The organism is Sphingomonas sp. H160509, assembly GCF_024124765.2.
GTDB lineage: Bacteria > Pseudomonadota > Alphaproteobacteria > Sphingomonadales > Sphingomonadaceae > Sphingomonas.
In genome coordinates, this window is record NZ_JAMXSR020000002.1 from 2544721 (window position 1) to 2561720 (window position 17000).

General features: G+C 65.9%; 7 protein-coding genes and 9 pseudogenes. 5 read left to right on the forward strand and 11 right to left on the reverse strand.

The annotated features are described in order from the left end of the window. Positions 1-289 precede the first annotated feature (289 nt). From NHF48_RS14190 to glmM, 7 genes and pseudogenes are all read right to left on the reverse strand, one after another. Positions 290-1174, reverse strand: a complete 885-nt coding sequence (locus NHF48_RS14190; RefSeq protein WP_056064245.1) for a bestrophin family protein — start codon at positions 1172-1174, stop codon at positions 290-292. 80 nt (positions 1175-1254) lie between these two features. After that, on the reverse strand, positions 1255-2304 hold the full coding sequence (gene folP, locus NHF48_RS14195; protein WP_253072436.1) for a dihydropteroate synthase: 1050 nt from the start codon (positions 2302-2304) through the stop codon (positions 1255-1257). 128 nt (positions 2305-2432) lie between these two features. Beyond that, positions 2433-3571, reverse strand: a pseudogene (locus NHF48_RS14200) (DNA methyltransferase). A gap of 147 nt (positions 3572-3718) precedes the next feature. After that, a pseudogene (locus NHF48_RS14205) lies at positions 3719-4388 on the reverse strand (ribonuclease HII). Beyond that, a pseudogene (thiD, locus tag NHF48_RS14210) lies at positions 4376-5237 on the reverse strand (bifunctional hydroxymethylpyrimidine kinase/phosphomethylpyrimidine kinase). Before thiD ends, NHF48_RS14205 begins: the two co-directional pseudogenes overlap by 13 nt. A 314-nt stretch (positions 5238-5551) precedes the next feature. Continuing rightward, positions 5552-5767 carry a DUF1272 domain-containing protein gene (locus NHF48_RS14215; protein ID WP_056064261.1) on the reverse strand — a complete coding sequence of 72 codons (216 nt, stop codon included), beginning with the start codon at positions 5765-5767 and terminating at the stop codon, positions 5552-5554. Then, positions 5767-7108, reverse strand: a pseudogene (gene glmM / locus NHF48_RS14220) (phosphoglucosamine mutase). The gene NHF48_RS14215 and the pseudogene glmM overlap by 1 nt, the downstream one beginning before the upstream one ends. Positions 7109-7177: 69 nt before the next feature. On the opposite strand from glmM, the gene NHF48_RS14225 reads away from it, so the two are divergent. Together NHF48_RS14225 and NHF48_RS14230 are read left to right on the forward strand one after the other, a co-directional pair. After that, the gene (locus NHF48_RS14225; RefSeq protein ID WP_253071470.1) at positions 7178-8452 is read left to right on the forward strand and encodes a dicarboxylate/amino acid:cation symporter; all 1275 of its coding nucleotides are present in this window, start codon (positions 7178-7180) and stop codon (positions 8450-8452) included. Continuing rightward, positions 8427-9420: pseudogene (locus tag NHF48_RS14230) on the forward strand (aldo/keto reductase). The gene NHF48_RS14225 and the pseudogene NHF48_RS14230 overlap by 26 nt, the downstream one beginning before the upstream one ends. Positions 9421-9577: 157 nt before the next feature. Here the strand turns inward: NHF48_RS14230 and NHF48_RS14235 are convergent. Then, positions 9578-11372, reverse strand: a pseudogene (locus tag NHF48_RS14235) (peptide MFS transporter). A 117-nt stretch (positions 11373-11489) separates the two neighbouring features. On the opposite strand from NHF48_RS14235, the gene NHF48_RS14240 reads away from it, so the two are divergent. Continuing rightward, the gene (locus NHF48_RS14240; protein ID WP_056064276.1) at positions 11490-12065 is read left to right on the forward strand and encodes a nitroreductase family protein; all 576 of its coding nucleotides are present in this window, start codon (positions 11490-11492) and stop codon (positions 12063-12065) included. 37 nt (positions 12066-12102) lie between these two features. Then, on the forward strand, positions 12103-12459 hold the full coding sequence (locus NHF48_RS14245; RefSeq protein ID WP_056053547.1) for a GntR family transcriptional regulator: 357 nt from the start codon (positions 12103-12105) through the stop codon (positions 12457-12459). Positions 12460-12699: 240 nt separating this feature from the next. Here the strand turns inward: NHF48_RS14245 and NHF48_RS25200 are convergent, their stop codons facing one another. From NHF48_RS25200 to NHF48_RS14255, 3 genes and pseudogenes are all read right to left on the reverse strand, one after another. Beyond that, complete coding sequence (locus tag NHF48_RS25200) at positions 12700-13110, reverse strand: arylamine N-acetyltransferase (RefSeq protein WP_342454657.1); 411 nt, start codon at positions 13108-13110, stop codon at positions 12700-12702. 61 nt (positions 13111-13171) lie between these two features. Further along, a pseudogene (locus NHF48_RS25205) lies at positions 13172-13744 on the reverse strand (arylamine N-acetyltransferase family protein); the annotation flags it as partial. Positions 13745-14125: 381 nt separating this feature from the next. Further along, positions 14126-15837: pseudogene (locus NHF48_RS14255) on the reverse strand (acyl-CoA dehydrogenase). A 46-nt stretch (positions 15838-15883) separates the two neighbouring features. Here NHF48_RS14255 and NHF48_RS14260 point away from each other — a divergent pair. Then, positions 15884-16915, forward strand: a pseudogene (locus NHF48_RS14260) (L-threonylcarbamoyladenylate synthase). The last annotated feature ends 85 nt before the right edge of the window (positions 16916-17000 follow it).

Below are 17000 nucleotides of genomic sequence, written 5' to 3' on the forward strand. Positions count from 1 at the left end.
GCGTTTTCGCTGGTGAACAGCAATCTACGGCCAATGACTTTGCATTCGCCTTTCCGAAGATTCACCGGCAAGACCGTTCAATATCTTTCCGATTACAGGATAGCTGCGTACGGGCGGATCGTCCCGGGAACACCCACGGGGTCACGCACTGAAGTCGGCGGTGTGTTTCGCTCTACGACTGTCCGGAACGGACTTTGCGTAATCCGGTCTTATCTTCTTCAACGTGCCCAATGGGGCAGCCGTCCTGTAGAGGAGGTCGACGCTCCATAGCGCCGACCCCCTGTCTTTCCTACCACAACACGCCGCGGACCGGCTGCAACGGCTCTGGTGCCTCGTCCCCGATCGCCTGGAGTAGGTCGATCTCGATCGTTCGGCACATTGCGTTCAGCGGGACGTCGTGGATCGTGTCTGCGAACGGATCGACCAGATCGTCACCGATCTGCAGCACGGCGAGAAACATCAACCCGGCGATCGTCGAGCCGATCGGCGTCGCGAACCCAAGCGTCTCTACCAGGCCGATTGGCAATAGGATGCAGAACAGCCGCGTGAAGATGCTGGGGAAAAAGCGATACTGGTTTGGCAGCGGCGTGTTCTTGATACGCTCCATGCCACCCTGCGCGTTGGCAATATCGACGAGGATCGCCTCGAACTGCGTCTGCTGGATGGTGTCGATCCAGCCGTTGCGGCGCGCAATGTCAATCCGGCGGCCGGTGCCGTCGAGCAGGCCATTGGCGATATTGGTGCGATCGAGAGCGAACGACGCCTCTTCCTTCGACAGGAAGCGCAGCACCTCGGGCGGTGCTGGCTGTTTGCGCAACTGGCAGCGCAATGCGTTCACGTAGGCGATCTGGCGGAGGACGATCGTCCGCTTCATATCGTGGCCCTCGGGCTCTGGCAGCATGTTGCGCGCCATTCGCGCCAAATTGCGCGAGGCATTGATCATCAGGCCCCACAGCCCGCGGCTTTCCCACCAGCGCTGATACGCGGAGTTGTCGCGGAAGCCGAGGAACAGCGCCAGCGCGGTACCGAACAGCGTCAGGGGCAGTGCCGGCGCATGAAACGGCAGAACGTAATAGGTGATCGTGACGACGACGTCCCAGACGAAAAGACCCAGCAGCGGGCGCCAGACTTCGCTCAAGATTTGACTGAGGCGCGGTGTTGCAGTGACGATCAAACGAAAGCTCCCTTGTTTACTGGGCGTTTAATGCGCGAAGAGACGTTTCGCTGCAACGCAGCGACGATCAGCCGCCCCGCTTAGCCGCCAACGAGCGACTGATCGCGCAGACCTCGCCAGATCTTTACCGCCTGCACCGTCTCTGCGACGTCGTGGACGCGCAGGATCTGGACGCCGGCCTCGGCGCCCTTGAGTGCCAGCGCGAGCGAACCAGCGAGGCGCTGGTCGACCGGCGCTTCGTTCGATAGCGCGCCGATCAGACGCTTGCGGCTGGCGCCGAGCATGATCGGGCAGCCGAGCCCGTGGAAGATCGCGAGGCCGTTGAGCAGCGCGAGGTTCTCGGCGAGCGTCTTGCCGAAGCCGATGCCGGGATCGACCATAATCCGCGACCGCTCGACGCCACCCGCGACGACAGCAGCGATGCGGGCTTCGAGCCAGTCGAAGACGTCGGTCAGGACGTTGGTGTAGTCGCCGGTGCCGTGACCGCCCTTTTTCGGATCGGGCGAGTGCATCAGGACGACCGGGCAGCCGCTTTTTGCGACCACGTCCAGCGCGCGGTCATCCCATAGGAGTGCGGCGACGTCGTTGACGATGTGCGCGCCGGCAGCGAGCGTCGCCTCCATCACCGCGGCCTTGCGCGTGTCGACCGAGACGATCGCGCCGGCTCGGGCAAGGCGCTCGACGACGGGGACCAGACGCGCGATCTCGTCGCCTTCCCATACCGCGGGGGCGCCGGGGCGGGTCGATTCGCCGCCGACGTCGACCAGCGTCGCGCCGGCGGCGGCCATGTCTATACCGGCTGCTGCGGCGGCGGCGGGGTCGTCGACATGCTTGCCGCCGTCGGAGAAGCTGTCGGGGGTAACGTTGAGGATGCCTGCGACGATCGGCTGGTCGAAACGAAGCGTGCGTTCGCCGAGTTGGAGTGCGGCGCGGGGGCTGGTGATGGCGGCGTGGAGGTGCGCGGAGCGGTCGCCCAGCGTGGCGACATCGGCGACGGGGATCGTCCGGCGGGTGCGGCCTTCGATCACTTCGTAGGCGGCGAACCATTGCAGGCCGCCGGCCAGGCGCGCGACGCTGTTGTCTTCGTGGCCGATCGGGGTGTCGACGAACTGGACGGGGCGGAGGTGGATGATCGTTCTCCTGCTCCCCTCCCTGGAAGGGAGGGGGTCGGGGGTGGGTCGGCCGATTGGTTTACGTATCGCCTGCCAAGCCGCCAACCCACCCCCAGCCCCCTCCCTTCCCGGGAGGGGAGCAAAAGTCAGATCGTGTTCGCCAGCAAATATGTCTGGCGGAGGTCGTCGATCGGTTTCAGCCCCTTGTCGCTTTCGTAGTGCCAGAAGCTCCAGCCGTTGCAGGCCGGCGCGTTCTGGAGGGTCGAGCCGAGCTTGTGGATCGAGCCGATCGTACCGCAGTCGCTGAGCAGCGAACCGTCCGCGCGGATCGTCGCGCGCCAGCGGCGCTTCGAGTCGGTCAGCACCGCGCCGGGGGCGAGATACGCGTTCTCGACCAGCACGCCGAACGCGACCTTGGGCTGCGTGCGCGGACTCATCATCGTCGCGAGTGCCGATTCATCGAGCGGCAGCGCGGCCTCGATCCGTTCCTGCGCGGCTTCGATATAGTCGCCTTCGCGGTCGATGCCGATCCAGCTGCGACCGAGACGCTTAGCGACCGCGCCGGTGGTGCCCGTGCCGAAGAACGGATCGAGCACGACGTCGCCGGGCTTCGTGCACGCGAGCAAGATGCGGTAGAGCAGCGCTTCTGGCTTCTGCGTGGGATGCACCTTGGTGCCGTTCTTCTTGAGCCGCTCGGCGCCGCCGCAGGTTGGGAATTCCCAGTCGCTGCGCATCTGGAGCTCGTCGTTGAGCGTCTTCATCGCGCGGTAGTTGAAGTGGTACTTCGCCTTCTCGCCCTTCGACGCCCAGATCAGCGTCTCGTGCGCGTTGGTGAAGCGGGTGCCGCGGAAGTTCGGCATCGGGTTGGTCTTGCGCCAGACGATGTCGTTGAGGATCCAGTAACCCAGGTCCTGGACGGCGGCGCCGACGCGAAAAATGTTGTGGTAGCTGCCGATGACCCAGAGCGAGCCGTCGTCCTTGAGGATGCGGCGCGCTTCCTTGAGCCAGGCGCGGGTGAAGCGGTCGTAGGCGGCGAAGGTGTCGAACTTGTCCCAGTCGTCGGTGACCGCGTCCACGTGCGACCCGTCGGGACGGTAGAGTTCGCCGCCGAGCTGGAGGTTATACGGGGGTCGGCGAAGATCATGTCGATGGAATTCGACGGGAGCGCCTTCATCCGTTCGATGCAGTCGCCGCGCAGGATTTGGTCGAGCGGAAGGACGGCTTGAACCGCCGGCTCCACTGTCTTCTTCGCACGCGGCCGTGCGATCGTGTCGATCAAACCCATGTTTTCCGCCCCTTATCGACGCCCATAGCGGCGGAATTGTCCGACTCCGTCAAGCAAACATTCGTTAACGGCGTTTCGGTGCGATTCCGTCGCTGCGACCAATCGAGTCGCCGTTGCCCAGATGTTGAGTCGTGGGAGACTCGCGGCTCAAGCCCTTGGGGTGTGGCGCGAAAGACTCAGCTCGTCGTTTCCTGTGCGAAAAGTCCCTCGCGCGCCAGATAGGCGGCGGCGACGGGGGGCGAAACTGCGGCGGTGAATCGGCGTGGGGCCGTGATCGCGGAGTGCCTTCATGTGATGCGCGCAGCCATAGCCCTTGTTCGAATGCCAGTTATATTCGGGATGGACGTCGGCGGCGGCGATCATGATGAGGTCGCGCGTGTGCTTTGCGACGATCGAGGCGGCGGCGATCGACAGCGACTTCGCGTCGCCGCCGACGAGCGGCGTGGCGGGGTAGGTCCAGCGGGGCAAGCGGTTGCCGTCGACCAGGACGTGGCCGGGGGCCTGGCCGAGTTCGACCGCCAGCGCGTCGACTGCGAGCGTCATCGCCTTCATCGTCGCCCAGTAGATGTTGAGCGTGTCGATCTCGTCCGGCTGGACGATGCCGATGCCGACGATCGCACAGCCTTTGAGACGCGCGCAGAGCCGTTCGCGCTCCGAGGCGGAGAGCTTCTTTGAATCGTCGATACCGCGGGGGACGCCTTTTGCGGGGGAGGATCACGGCGGCGGCGACGACTGGTCCCGCGAGTGGGCCGCGGCCGGCTTCGTCGACACCCGCGACCGGGCCGACGCAGAGCTTTTCGTGTTTCATGCCGGGCATTGGTAGTCTTTCAACTGGTCGAACGGGCTGGTGCCGAGGGCGTGCCCCATTGGGCCGTGGCCTGCGCCTAGCCCCGGTGCGTTGGCAAGCGCGGCGCGGACGAACGCGATGGCGCGCTCGATTGCGGCGTCGAGTGGCAGGCCTTGGGCGAGCCCGGTCGCGATGCCGCTGGCGAGCGTGCAGCCGGTGCCGTGCGCGTGGCGGGTTTCGATGCGGGGATTGGTCCAGCGGGTTTCGCCGGAGTCGGTGACGAGGCGGTCGGTGATGTGGGGGCCTTCGGCGTGGCCGCCTTTTATGAGGACTGCTGGGCCTAGTGCGCGGATTGCTTGCTCGCCGCCGAGGGCTGCGAGTTCGGGGAGGTTGGGGGGTTACGAGCGTGGCGATCCGCATGAGGCGGGTGAAGGCGGCGATCGTGGCGGCGTCGGCGAGGACGGAGCCGGAAGTGGCGATCATTACCGGGTCGAAGATGATGGGGATGCGCGCAGGGTGATGGTGCCCTTCCCCTCGTTGTTCTCCCGCGAAGGCGGGAGTCCAGTCTGGGCTCCCGCCTTCGCGGGAGAACAAGCTAGTGAGAATATCCGCGACGGCATTCGCGGTTTCGGCCGAGCCGATCATGCCGATCTTTACGGCGTCGATGCCGATGTCCGAGACGACCGAATCTATCTGCGCGAGGACGATGTCGGTGGGGATCTGGTGAACCGCCTGCACGCCGAGCGTGTTCTGTGCGGTGATCGCGGTAACGGCCGTCATTGCGTGGCCGCCGAGCATGGTTACCGTCTTGATATCCGCCTGAATTCCAGCGCCGCCGCCCGAGTCGGAGCCGGCTATTATGAGAACCCGCGCTGTCATAAAGTGTCCCAGATCAGGGCGAAGTGCACGAAGTGCAGACGCTGGCGCGAGTCTGCACATTGCCGGAGGCGGGGTTGGAATGGGGATACCGGACTGGGTTTGGCGCGGTTGGCGGTCATGGGATCGGCTATGGCATGATCGGTCGGATGTAGGACAGGGGGGTGCCTCTCTTCACCACCCCGGCGGGGGCCGGGGCCCAATTGGGGGGAGGTTGCTGACTGAGGTTTGCGTTCCGTTACTTCGGCCTTCCCAATTGGGCCCCGGCCTTCGCCGGGGTGGTAGAAGTGGTTAGGTGGCGCTTACTCGAACCGTTCCTAGTGCCGCCGCGCGCCTGCCGGCTTTTGCGGCGGTGCCTCGCCCAGCCTCGTCGGGCGGTCGAGCAATTCGCCGCCGCAGTTCGGGCAGCGCTCGTCGAGTGCATCGGCGCATTCCGCGCAGAAGGTGCATTCGAACGAGCAGATGAATGCGCCCGGCGCGTCGGCGGGAAGGTCGGTGGTGCAGCGTTCGCAGGCGGGGCGCATCTCGAGCATCAGGCGGCTGCCTTCTGGACCGCGTCGCAGATGCGGTCGACGACGCGCTCGACCTGTGCCGGGTCGTCGCCTTCCGCCATCACGCGGATCACCGGTTCGGTGCCTGATGGACGGATGACCAGGCGTCCGTTGCCGGCCAGTTCGGCCTCGGCCTGCGCGATCACCGCCTTTACGGCATCATTGTCGAGCGGCTTGCCACCGGCGAAGCGGACGTTCTTCAGCAACTGCGGCAATGGCTCGAACCGGTGCAGCACTTCGCTCGCCAGTGCGCCCGAACGCTTGACCTCCGCCAGGATCTGAAGCGCGGCGACCAATCCGTCGCCGGTCGTCGCGTAGTCGGACAGGATGATGTGGCCCGACTGCTCGCCACCGACATTGTAGCCGCTGGAGCGCATCTTCTCGAGCACATGGCGGTCGCCGACCTTGGTCCGGACGAGGCCGAGACCTTGTGCCGCCAGGTGGCGTTCCAGACCCAGGTTCGACATCACCGTCGCGACGAGGCCACCGCCCGCAAGCCGCCCCCTGCCGCGCCCAGCTTGCCGCGATCGTCGCCATCAGCTGGTCGCCGTCGACGATCGTGCCGGTCTCATCGACGACAATCAGGCGATCCGCGTCGCCGTCGAGCGCGATGCCGATGTCCGCGCCGCTCGCGACGACCGTCTCGGCGAGCGTCTGCGGCGCGGTCGAGCCGACGCCGTCGTTGATATTGGTGCCGTTGGGCGTAACGCCGATCGCGACGACGTCCGCGCCGAGTTCCCAAAGCGCCGACGGTGCGACCTTGTACGCTGCGCCGTTCGCGCAATCGATCACGACCCGCATCCCGTCGAGGCGCAGATTCTCGGGGAAGGTAGACTTGGCGAAATGGATGTAGCGACCCTGCGCATCGTCGATGCGGCGCGCGCGACCGATCTGGCTGGACGGCACGAGCGGGATGTCGCCGTCGATCAGCGCCTCGATCGCTTCCTCCGCTTCGTCCGACAACTTGTAGCCGTCGGGGCCGAACAGCTTGATGCCGTTGTCCGCATAGGCGTTATGGCTAGCAGAGATCATGACACCGATATCGGCGCGCATCGAATGGGTGAGCATCGCGACCGCGGGTGTCGGCATCGGCCCGACCATGACGACGTCCATGCCGACACTGGTGAACCCTGCAACCAGTGCGGATTCGAGCATATAGCCAGACAACCGCGTATCCTTGCCGATCACGACGCGGTGGCGGTGATCGCCGCGCAGGAAGTAGGCGCCGGCGGCCATGCCAACCTTCATCGCCATCTCCGCCGTCATCGGCGAGACATTGGTGGCGCCACGAATGCCATCGGTGCCGAAGTATTTTCTTGCCATCGCGTCCGCTTTCCGTCCCGTATCGGTGTCCGAAGCCGTTGATAGCGCGGTCGAACACGAAGGGCGAGCATGTCGCAGACTACACGGATTCTGGCAGCCCTGATCGGTGGCATCGCGATGGGCATCGCCGCGGCCGCCTGGTCGCCGGCAAACGCGATCGCTGCGACCGCGGTAACGCAGCCAATTGGCTCCGCATGGCTGCACGGATTGCAGATGGTGATCGTGCCGCTGGTCGTCGGGCTGCTCGTGACCGGGATCGGCGCGACCACCGAGGCGGCGCGCGCCGGGCGGATCACCGTGCGGGCGATGGTGATGATCGTCGTCATCCTGTGGAGTACGACGATCATGTCCGCGCTGGTCATGCCGTTGATCTTGGATGCCTTTCCACTGCCGCGCGCGTTAGGCTCCGCGTTGCGCGCCGCATTGACGGGCGCCGCGCCGGTTGGGCCGGTGCCGGGGATCGGCGCGTTCTTCGACACGATCGTGCCGACCAACATCGTCGCGGCCGCCTCCAGCGACTCGTTCCTGCCGCTCACCGTCTTCGCGCTGACGTTCGCCTTTGCCGTGACGAAGCTGCCCGACGATCGTCGCCGTGTGCTGACCGGGTTCTTCCAGGCAGTGGTCGACGCGCTGCTGATCATCATCACATGGGTGCTGAAGCTGGCGCCGATCGGCATCTTCGCGCTCGCCTACGGCGTCGGCGCGCGCACCGGTACGGCGGCGTTCGGCGCGCTCCTGCACTATATCGTCTGCGTCTCGGCGATCGGCTTCATCGTCCTGCTGTCCGCCTATCCGATCGGGATGATCGGCGGGCGCGTCGGCTTCGGTCGGTTCGCGCGCGCGGTCGCGCCGGCGCAGGCGGTGGCGATCAGCACGCAATCGTCGCTCGCGTCGTTGCCGGCGATGTTGAAGGCGTCGACCGATCTCGGCGCGTCGCCTGCCACGGCCGGGATCGTCCTGCCACTGTCGGTCGCGGTGTTCCGCGCGACTAGCCCGGCGATGAACCTCGCGGTCGCGCTGTACGTCGCGCACTGGCTGGGGCTGCCGATCGGGCCGGGGCAGATGGCGGCAGGCGTGGCGACCGCGGCGATCACGACGATGGGGTCGATCTCGCTGCCCGGCACGATCAGCTTCGTCGCCTCGGTCGCGCCGGTGGCGCTGGCGATGGGCATCCCGCTCGAGGTGCTGGGTCTGCTCATCGCAGTCGAGACCATACCCGACCTGTTTCGGACCGTCGGGAACGTGACGATGGACACCGCCGTTACCATCTCCGTCGCGGCGCGGTCCGATCACGGGAACGGCGCTCAGGAGATTCCGCATGAAGTATCGCACGCTCGGCCCTGATTTCGAGGTTTCCGCGCTGGGTCTCGGCTGCATGCCGATGGCCGGCATCGGCAAGGGCATGTACGGCGAGGCGAACGCCGACGAGAGTATCGCCACCATCCACCGCGCGATCGAGCTGGGCGTGACGCTGTTCGACACCGCCGAGATCTATGGCCCGCTGGTCAATGAGGAACTGGTCGGCAAGGCGATCCGGGGCAAGCGCGACGGCGTCGTGATCGCGACGAAGTTCGGGTTTCGGTATGACGAGAACGGGATGACGGGGGTGGACTCGACGCCGGCCAATGTGCGGCGGGCGTGCGAGGGATCGCTGAAGCGGCTTGGGGTCGAGACGATCGATCTGCTCTACCAGCACCGCGTTGATCCGGGCGTGCCGATCGAGGATACGGTCGGCGCGATGGGCGACCTCGTACGCGAGGGCAAGGTGCGGCATCTCGGGCTGTCGGAGGCTGGGCTGGACACCATTCGCCGTGCGGCCGCGACGCATCCGATCGCGGCTTTGCAAAGCGAGTATTCGCTGTGGGAGCGTGACGTCGAGGACGAGATCCTGCCGTTGTGCCGCAAGCTGGGGATCGGGTTCGTGCCGTATTCGCCGCTCGGGCGCGGGTTTTTGACGGGGCAGATTGCTGCTCGGTCGGAGCTGCCGGAGGGCGATTATCGGCGCAACGATCCGCGCTATTCGGAGGAGAACTTCGCCAAGAACATGGAGATGGTCGCGGTGGTGAAGTCGATTGCCGATGCGCATGGCGCCTCGCCGGCGCAGATCGCGCTCGCTTGGCTGTTGGCGCAGGGGGGACGATATCGTGCCGATCCCGGGGTCGAAGCGCCGGGTTACGCTGGAGGACAGCATGAAGGCGGCGGACGTTGCGCTGTCGGCGGACGATCTGGCGAAGCTGGATGCGGCGGCGCCTCGGGGTGGGACGGCTGGGCCGCGCTACGGCGAAAAGGCGCTGTCGATGACGCGGATCTGACTTCTCCCCTCCCGCCTGCGGGAGGGGTCGGGGGAGGGGCTCCTCCAGTAGACCGGACGCCAGTACGTACGTCGCGCCCTCCCCTAACCCCCTCCCGCAAGCGGGAGGGGAATTTGCTGTCTCCCGCTCCCGCCCGCGAGCGGGAGGGAATTTGACGTTACTGAACGCCGTGCATCCACTTCTTGATCAGCGGCGAGATCAGCAGCAGCACGACGCCGATCCCGGCCGAGACCAGGCCGATCGTCCAGAACACGCCGGCATAGGTGTCCAGGCTGACCTTCAGGTTCGTCACCTGGCCACCGACCGTCTCGACGCTGGCGACCTGTGCGACGACGCCAGCGACATATTGCGCGACCGAGATCGACAGGAACCAGACGCCCATCATCAGCCCGACGACGCGCGCGATCGACAGCTTGGTGATCATGCTGAGGCCGACCGGCGAGATGCAGAGCTCGGCGAACGAGTGGATGAAATACAGCCCGGCGAGCCACCAGATCGCGACCTTGAACGAAGGCCCGACCATGCTTGCGCCCCAGACGAGGAACAGGAAGCCGACGCCCACGCCGATCAGCGCGATGCCGAACTTGACGGGGATCGACGGCTCCAGGCCCTTGGCGGCGAGCTTGGTCCACAGGATCGACATCACCGGCGCCAGCGCGACGATGAAGAACGCGTTGAAGAACTGGGTCTGGCCGGCCGAGATGCTGAACAGCCCGAACACGCTGAGATCGGTGTTGCGATCCGCGAACAACGTCAGCGACGAGCCTGCCTGCTCGAACAGCGTCCAGAACACGACGTTGAACACGATCAGGACCATCGCCGCGAGCATCATCTGGAACTCGCGACGCTCGCCGTTGACGAACGACCAGATCAGGATGCCGGGTACCGCGATCAGGAACGTGCCGAACAGCAATTTGCCCATCAGCGACAGCGAGGCGATGTAGCCGACGATCCCGGAGCCCGGCACCGGCGGCACCGCGTTCATGAGGTTGACGAACAGCAGGTAGAAGATCGGAATGCCGAGCAACGCGAGCGCATAGATGCCGAGCGCGCGATCGGGACCGGTGCGGACCGGGGGCTCGCCGTAGCCATCGAGCTTGCCGCCATCGAACTGGATCAGCGTCCACGAGGCGAGCATGCCAATCGCGGCGAGGCCGAAGCCGGCCCACCAGCCGACTGCGACCGCGAGGAACGGGCAGAGCAGCTGCGAGAACAGCGAGCCGAGGTTGATCCCCATGTAGAAGATCGTGAACCCGGCATCGCGGCGCTTGTCGCCTTGTGCGTAGAGTTCGCCGACCATCGTCGAGATGTTGGGCTTGAAGAAGCCGTTGCCGACCGAGATCATGCAGAGCGCGAGCAGCATGATCGTGACGTAGAAGCTGCTGCGTTCGGCGCCCGATTCGAAGCCGCCCTTCTCCACCGTGCGCGCGATCGAGCCGTCGGGGGGCGAGCAGCGAGACGGTACCGTCGTCGTTACCCTTGATCTTCAGCTTGTTCGCGCCGTCGACGAGGTAGCGGACCTCGCTGTCGGCCTGGTCGACGACTTCGATCGCGTAACGCTGGTTGGCGATCGTCGCGTACGGCTTGGCAGTCTCGCCGCCGAAGCAAAGCAGTAGATAGCCCAGCGCCATGATGATCGCGCCGAATTTTACGGCACGTTTGGAGCCTAGATACTGATCCGCGAGATAGCCGCCGACCAGCGGCGTGAGATACACGAGCGCAGTGTAGCCGCCGTACAGGCCGGTCGCCTCGCGGTCGCCGAACACGAAATGCTTGGTGAGGTACAGCGTGAGCAGCGCGCGCATGCCGTAATAGCCGAACCGCTCCCACGCTTCGGTGGTGAACAGCCGCGCGAGCTGGCGGGGATGCCCGAACCAGGTTTCGCCGGACGCCGGGTTGATATGGGTGATATCCGGCTCTCGCGGGGTATCCGCGGTCGGGGTGTCCACCATTCTTACGCTCCCTGATACTCGTCTTGGCCGCCGTCGAACGCGGGGCCGTTATGGCGCGCAACCTAGCGGCAAAGCTCGGCCTGTAAATATCACACATCATGGCTTATCTGCCGGGGCATGCTCAACGACCGCTCCACGCCGCTCTCGCTGCTCGCCACCCGCCGCTCGGGCAAGCCACGCGACCTGATCGCGCCCGGCCCCGATTCTTACCAGCTGGCGACGATCCTCGAGATCGCGGCACGGACGCCCGACCACGGCAAGCTCGCGCCGTGGCGGTTCGTCGTCGTGGGTGACGAACACCGCGCGGCGCTGTCGACGCTGATTACGGATGCGTACCTCGCGGAGCGGCCTTCGGCGTCGCGGACCGAACTCGAGTCGCTCGACCAGTTCGCGCATCAGGCGCCGACCCTGGTGGTCGTGCTGTCGTCGCCGAAGGAGAGCAAGATTCCGCTTTGGGAACAGGAGCTTTCGGCAGGCGCGGCGTGCATGAACCTGCTTCACGCGGTGCATGCGGAGGGGTTTGCGGGGGGTTGGCTGACCGGTTGGCCGGCCTATTCTGACCTGGTGCGCGATGCGTTCGGGTCCGCGGCGGAGCGGATCGCGGGGTTCATGTTCATCGGCACGCCGTCGCGCGCGCTCGACGAACGGCCTCGCCCGGATATGGCACGGCTCGTAAGCCATTGGGAATCCTGAGCCTCGACTTTCCGCCAGATTGCTGTATTAGAACAGCATGACAGCGCTCAGCAGCGACGATAGCCCCGTTTATATCCGCCTTCGCAGCACGATCGCCGCGGGGATTTTACGCGGTGATTACCGTGCGGGCGATCAGTTGCCGTCGGTGCGCGCGTTTGCCGCCGAGCAGGGGGCCAACCCGCTGACGGTTGCCAAGGCGTATCAGAGCTTTCAGGACGACGGCTATGTCGAGGTGCGGCGCGGGGTCGGGATGTTCGTGATGCCGGGCGCTGCGGAGGCTTTGCGGGTGGCGGAGCGCGAGAATTTCGTGACGACGCAGTGGCCGCGGATCCTGGGGCATATCGACCTGTTGGGGTTGGATGCGCATGATCTGCTGGAGCGCGAGCGGGCCTGAGCCGCTGCGAGCGATTTCCCTTCGCCTCCCCTACCCCTTGCGTTTGTCTTCACCCTGTCCCGTTCGTGCTCCCCCCCGTTCGTCCTGAGTAGTCATCGAGTAGGCGCGAAGCGGCGTATCGCGAGGACGTATCGAAGGACAGGTTGGCGCGTGGAACCCGTACTTCGATACGCACCCTCGATACGCTCCTGACGGAGCTACTCGGTCGCTACTCAGCACGAACGGAAGGGGGGTTGAACTTCAAAACAACCCCAGCGCCGCGACGTCCTCGACGCTCAGGTCGATCCCGAACAACAGGCTCATGCGGATACGGTACACGCGCGGGTCTGTGATCTCGCCAACCGTGGTGTCGGCCCCCGAGCGCCGGCGGTAGTTGCGGCCGATCAGCGACGCGAAGCCGTTCGGCAGGACGATGCTGGCGATCGGGGTGTGGGTGAAGCGGCTGGACGGCGCGGTCGAGGTCCAGTGGTTCGACATCGCGAGATCCGCATCGAACACTTGCGCGAGCGTGAAGCTGTATTGCGGCTGGAATCCTCCCGTTTCGCCGCGACCGTCGGTGGTCATCGGATCGCCGTCGCGGAGCAGCATCCAGCCTTGTTCGGTCGCTTCGAGGCGGAAGCGGGCGCCGTCGGGGGGCGGTTGCCTCGGCACCGTCGGCGAGCGGGAGGACGGGCGTGTAGCTGCCGCCGAAGCCGGTGTCGGCGATCCAGTCTTGGCCGTCGATCGTCACCAGCGCGAAGGTGTGGGTGAGCGGCGGCACGTCGCTTGCGGCGATCCAGACGCGGGCGAGCAACGGGCGGGCGGTGAAGCCGAGTTCTTTAAGCGCATCTAGAAAGAGCCGGTTGTGCTCGAAGCAATAGCCGCCGCGCCGTGCGGTGACGAGCTTGGCGAAGACTGAATCGGTGTCGATTGCGATGCCGCGGCCGAGGACGACGTCGAGGTCCTCGAACGGGATCGAGAGACGGTGCGCGTGCTGGAGGCGGCCGAGACCGATCGAGTCGAGCGTCGGGCGCGCGGGCATGGCGACACGGAGGAGATAGGCTTCGAGGTCGAACATCGGTCGGGCTTTCAGAGATTTGCTGTTTCCCCATACCGTCCGTTGGGCGGGGGCGTCGAGTGGTGGGCCGCTAGAGTGAGCTCCCCCTCCCCCGTTCGTGCTGAGCGAAGTCGAAGCACCTGCGCGTTGGGCATGCCCTTCGACTACGCTCAGGGCGAACGGGATATGGGGCGCCAGCCCTGCTTGCTCCGTCACCCCGGGCTTGTTCCGGGGACCACCGTTTCGCATTCTTAATGCTCTCGGGTCTGCCGAACGGTGGATGCCGGAACGAGCCCAGCATGACGCATAGTTTCTGGCTTACCGCGACTAGAGGCCCCCCTCGCGATCCTCCCCCGCAAGGGGGAGGTGGCTGGTGCTTGCCAGACGGAGGGGGCGGTAAGGCATCACCGCCGTTGCGTAGTCCTCCCCCCTCCGTCACCTTCGGTGCCACCTCCCCCTTGCGCGGGGAGGATCGAAAGAGGCGGTGCGTTTGCACGAATGGCGAGGAGAGTGCTCGTCACTCAAACCCGCCCGTCATCCTGGGCTCGACCCAGGATCCAGAGCCAAAGGGGCTAACGTGTTTGGCTCTGGATCCTGACTTTCGTCAGGATGACGGGTGGCGGGGCTCGATCAGGCCGCGAACAGGTCCGCTTCGATCGAGTACAGCACCGCTGCGCTCGCGTTGGCCGCCGCATTCAGGCCCATTGCCTCGGGGACGATCTGGTCGAGGTAGAAGCGCACCGCAGCCGACTTCATCCGGCCGAAGTCGTCGGTGCCGGCAACTTCGCCCTGCCGCTCCATCAGCCAGCCGCAGGTCGCGACCGACAGCATCGTGAGGAACGGGTAGCTAGCGGCCAGCTTGTCGTCGGCGTCCGCGGTGGCGAGCTTACGCCCGATCGCTTCGCAGGCGTCGACCAAGGCCAGCAACTGCTCGTCCTTCGCTTCCGCGCGGATGTCGGCGATCAGCGTGGCGAACGCGCCGCCATTGTCGAGCCCGAGTTTGCGTCCGACCAGATCCGCCGCCTGGATGCCGTTGGTGCCCTCGTAGATCGGCGTGATGCGGGCATCGCGGAAATACTGCGCGGCGCCGGTTTCCTCGACATAGCCCATGCCGCCGTGGACCTGGATGCCGAGCGACGCGACTTCATTGCCGAGATCGGTGCCGTGCGCCTTGGCGAGTGGCGTGACGAGTTCGAGGCGGTTGCGCGCGGCGTGGTCGCCGAGATTGGCGCGGTCGACCTGCCCGGCCGCGTAATAGACGAGCGCGCGTGCCGCCTGCGTCTGCGCCTTCATCCGCATCAGCATGCGGCGAACATCGGGATGCTCGACGATCTTGACCGAGTCCTTGTTCGGCGAGCCGGCGCGCGCCGATTGCACACGGTCGAGCGCATAGGCGACCGCGCCCTGCGTCGCGCCCTCGGCGACCTGGACGCCCTGGAGACCGACGTTCAACCGCGCGTTGTTCATCATCGTGAACATCGCGCGGATGCCGCCGAGTTCCGCGCCGATCAGCTCGCCGATGCAATCGTCATTGTCGCCGAAGCTCAGCACGCAGGTCGGCGACGCGTGGAGGCCCATCTTGTGCTCGATCGAGACGACGCGGACGTCGTTGAACTCGCCCGGCGTGCCGTCTTCCTGGAGGCGGTACTTGGGGACGAGGAACAGCGAGATGCCCTTGGTCCCCGCCGGTGCGCCCGGTGTCCGCGCGAGGACGAGATGGACGATGTTCGGCGCCATGTCGTGATCGCCGAACGAGATGTAGATCTTGGTACCCTTGATCGACCATTTACCGTCGCCGAGGGGGTCGCGGTAGCGCGGAGAGCGCCGACGTCGGAGCCTGCCTGCGGCTCGGTGAGGTTCATCGTGCCGGTCCATTCGCCGGTCGCGAGATGGGGGAGGTAGAGCGCCTGCTGCTCAGGGCTGCCGTGATGCTGGAGCGCCTCGATCGCGCCGACGGTGAGCGTCGGGCACAGCGCGAAGCCCATGTTGGCCGAGCCGAGCGTGTCGAGCACCGCGGTCTGGATCGCGAACGGCAGGCCCTGCCCGCCCCATTCCTCGTCGACGCCGATCGTGCCCCAGCCGCCCTCGACATAATCCTTGTACGCCTGCGCGAAGCCGTCGGGCATGACGACGCCGTCCGGAGTCCATTTTGCGCCGACGGTGTCGCCGGTGCGGTTGAGCGGCGCCCATTCGCCCGACGCCAACTGGCCGACGCCTTCGAGGACCGCGTCGACGACGTCGTCGCTGGCAGCGGCATAGCGTTCGGTCGCGGCGATCTCGCCGATCCGCACGACATGGTCGAGCACGAAACGCTGTTCGGTGGTTGCTGGAGTGAAGGCCATCGCATCCTCTTATCGCTACGGTTTGGACCCGCTATACGCCTGTGGAATGACCCGTCCACACCCCCGGATTTTACCCTACGGCACGGCCGCGATCGCCGAAGCCGCCGCGCTGATTCGCGACGGCGGGATCGTCGCGGTGCCGACCGAGACGGTGTATGGGCTCGCGGCGGACGCGACCAATGCCGAGGCGGTGGCGCGGATTTATGCCGCGAAGGGGCGGCCGAGTTTCAATCCGTTGATCGTGCATGTGGTGGACCTGGCGGCGGCGGAGTTGATCGCGGTGTTCGATGCGGATGCTCGGGCGTTGGCGGCGGCGTTCTGGCCGGGGCCTTTGACGCTCGTGCTGCCGGTAAGGGGGATTCGGGGATCGCTGCGCTGGTGACGGCGGGGTTGGATACGATCGCGGTTCGGGTGCCTCGGCATCGGGCTATGCAAGGGTTGATTGCGGAGTCGGGGCGGCCTTTGGCGGCGCCTTCGGCCAATGCGAGCGGGGGATCAGTCCGACTACCGCTGCGCATGTGGCGGGGAGTCTGGGGGGAACGTGCCGTTGATTCTCGACGACGGGGCTACCGAGGCTGGGCTGGAGTCGACGATCGTGGCGGGGCGGACGATCTTGCGGCCGGGGCCGGTTACGGCGGAGGCTATCGTAACCCATCTCCAGTTCACCTCCGGCGAACAGCACCCCCCGGCGAAGGCCGGGGCCCAGTTGGAACGTCGGATATAACGGAGCGCAACCCGGGTCATAAGCGTCTCCCAATGGGGCCCCGGCCTTCGCCGGGGGTGTGAGGGAGTGCTCACTGCGCCTGGGCAGCTTGAAAGCCACTACGCGCCGAGAAAATCGCTTCGGCTGAACGCGATCGAAGCAGGTTCGGACGAGTGGTTGATTGGTTTCGGCGAAGTGGCGGGCAACATAACCCTTTCCGCCTCTGGAGACCTCGTCGAAGCAGCCGCAAAGCTGTTCGACCTGCTTCACGCCGCCGATGCGAATGATACGGCGAAGATCGCCATCGCACCGATCCCGTCTGAAGGCATCGGCGAAGCGATCAACGACCGCCTTCGCCGGGCTGCTTACCGCTAACACCCGTTCCCCCGCGGAGGCGGGGGTCCAGGTGTCAGGTCGAACGACGGTATTTAGCTGGGCCCCCGCGTCCGCGGGGGAACAG

What these genes read in the sequence shown, in the direction of transcription:
- NHF48_RS14240 (WP_056064276.1), top strand. Translation starts at nt 11,490, where the DNA reads ATGCTCAACGACCGCTCCACGCCGCTCTCGCTGCTCGCCACCCGCCGC.
- NHF48_RS14245 (WP_056053547.1), top strand. Translation starts at nt 12,103, where the DNA reads ATGACAGCGCTCAGCAGCGACGATAGCCCCGTTTATATCCGCCTTCGC.
- NHF48_RS14215 (WP_056064261.1), bottom strand. Translation starts at nt 5,767, where the DNA reads ATGCTCGAGATGCGCCCCGCCTGCGAACGCTGCACCACCGACCTTCCC.
- NHF48_RS14225 (WP_253071470.1), top strand. Translation starts at nt 7,178, where the DNA reads ATGTCGCAGACTACACGGATTCTGGCAGCCCTGATCGGTGGCATCGCG.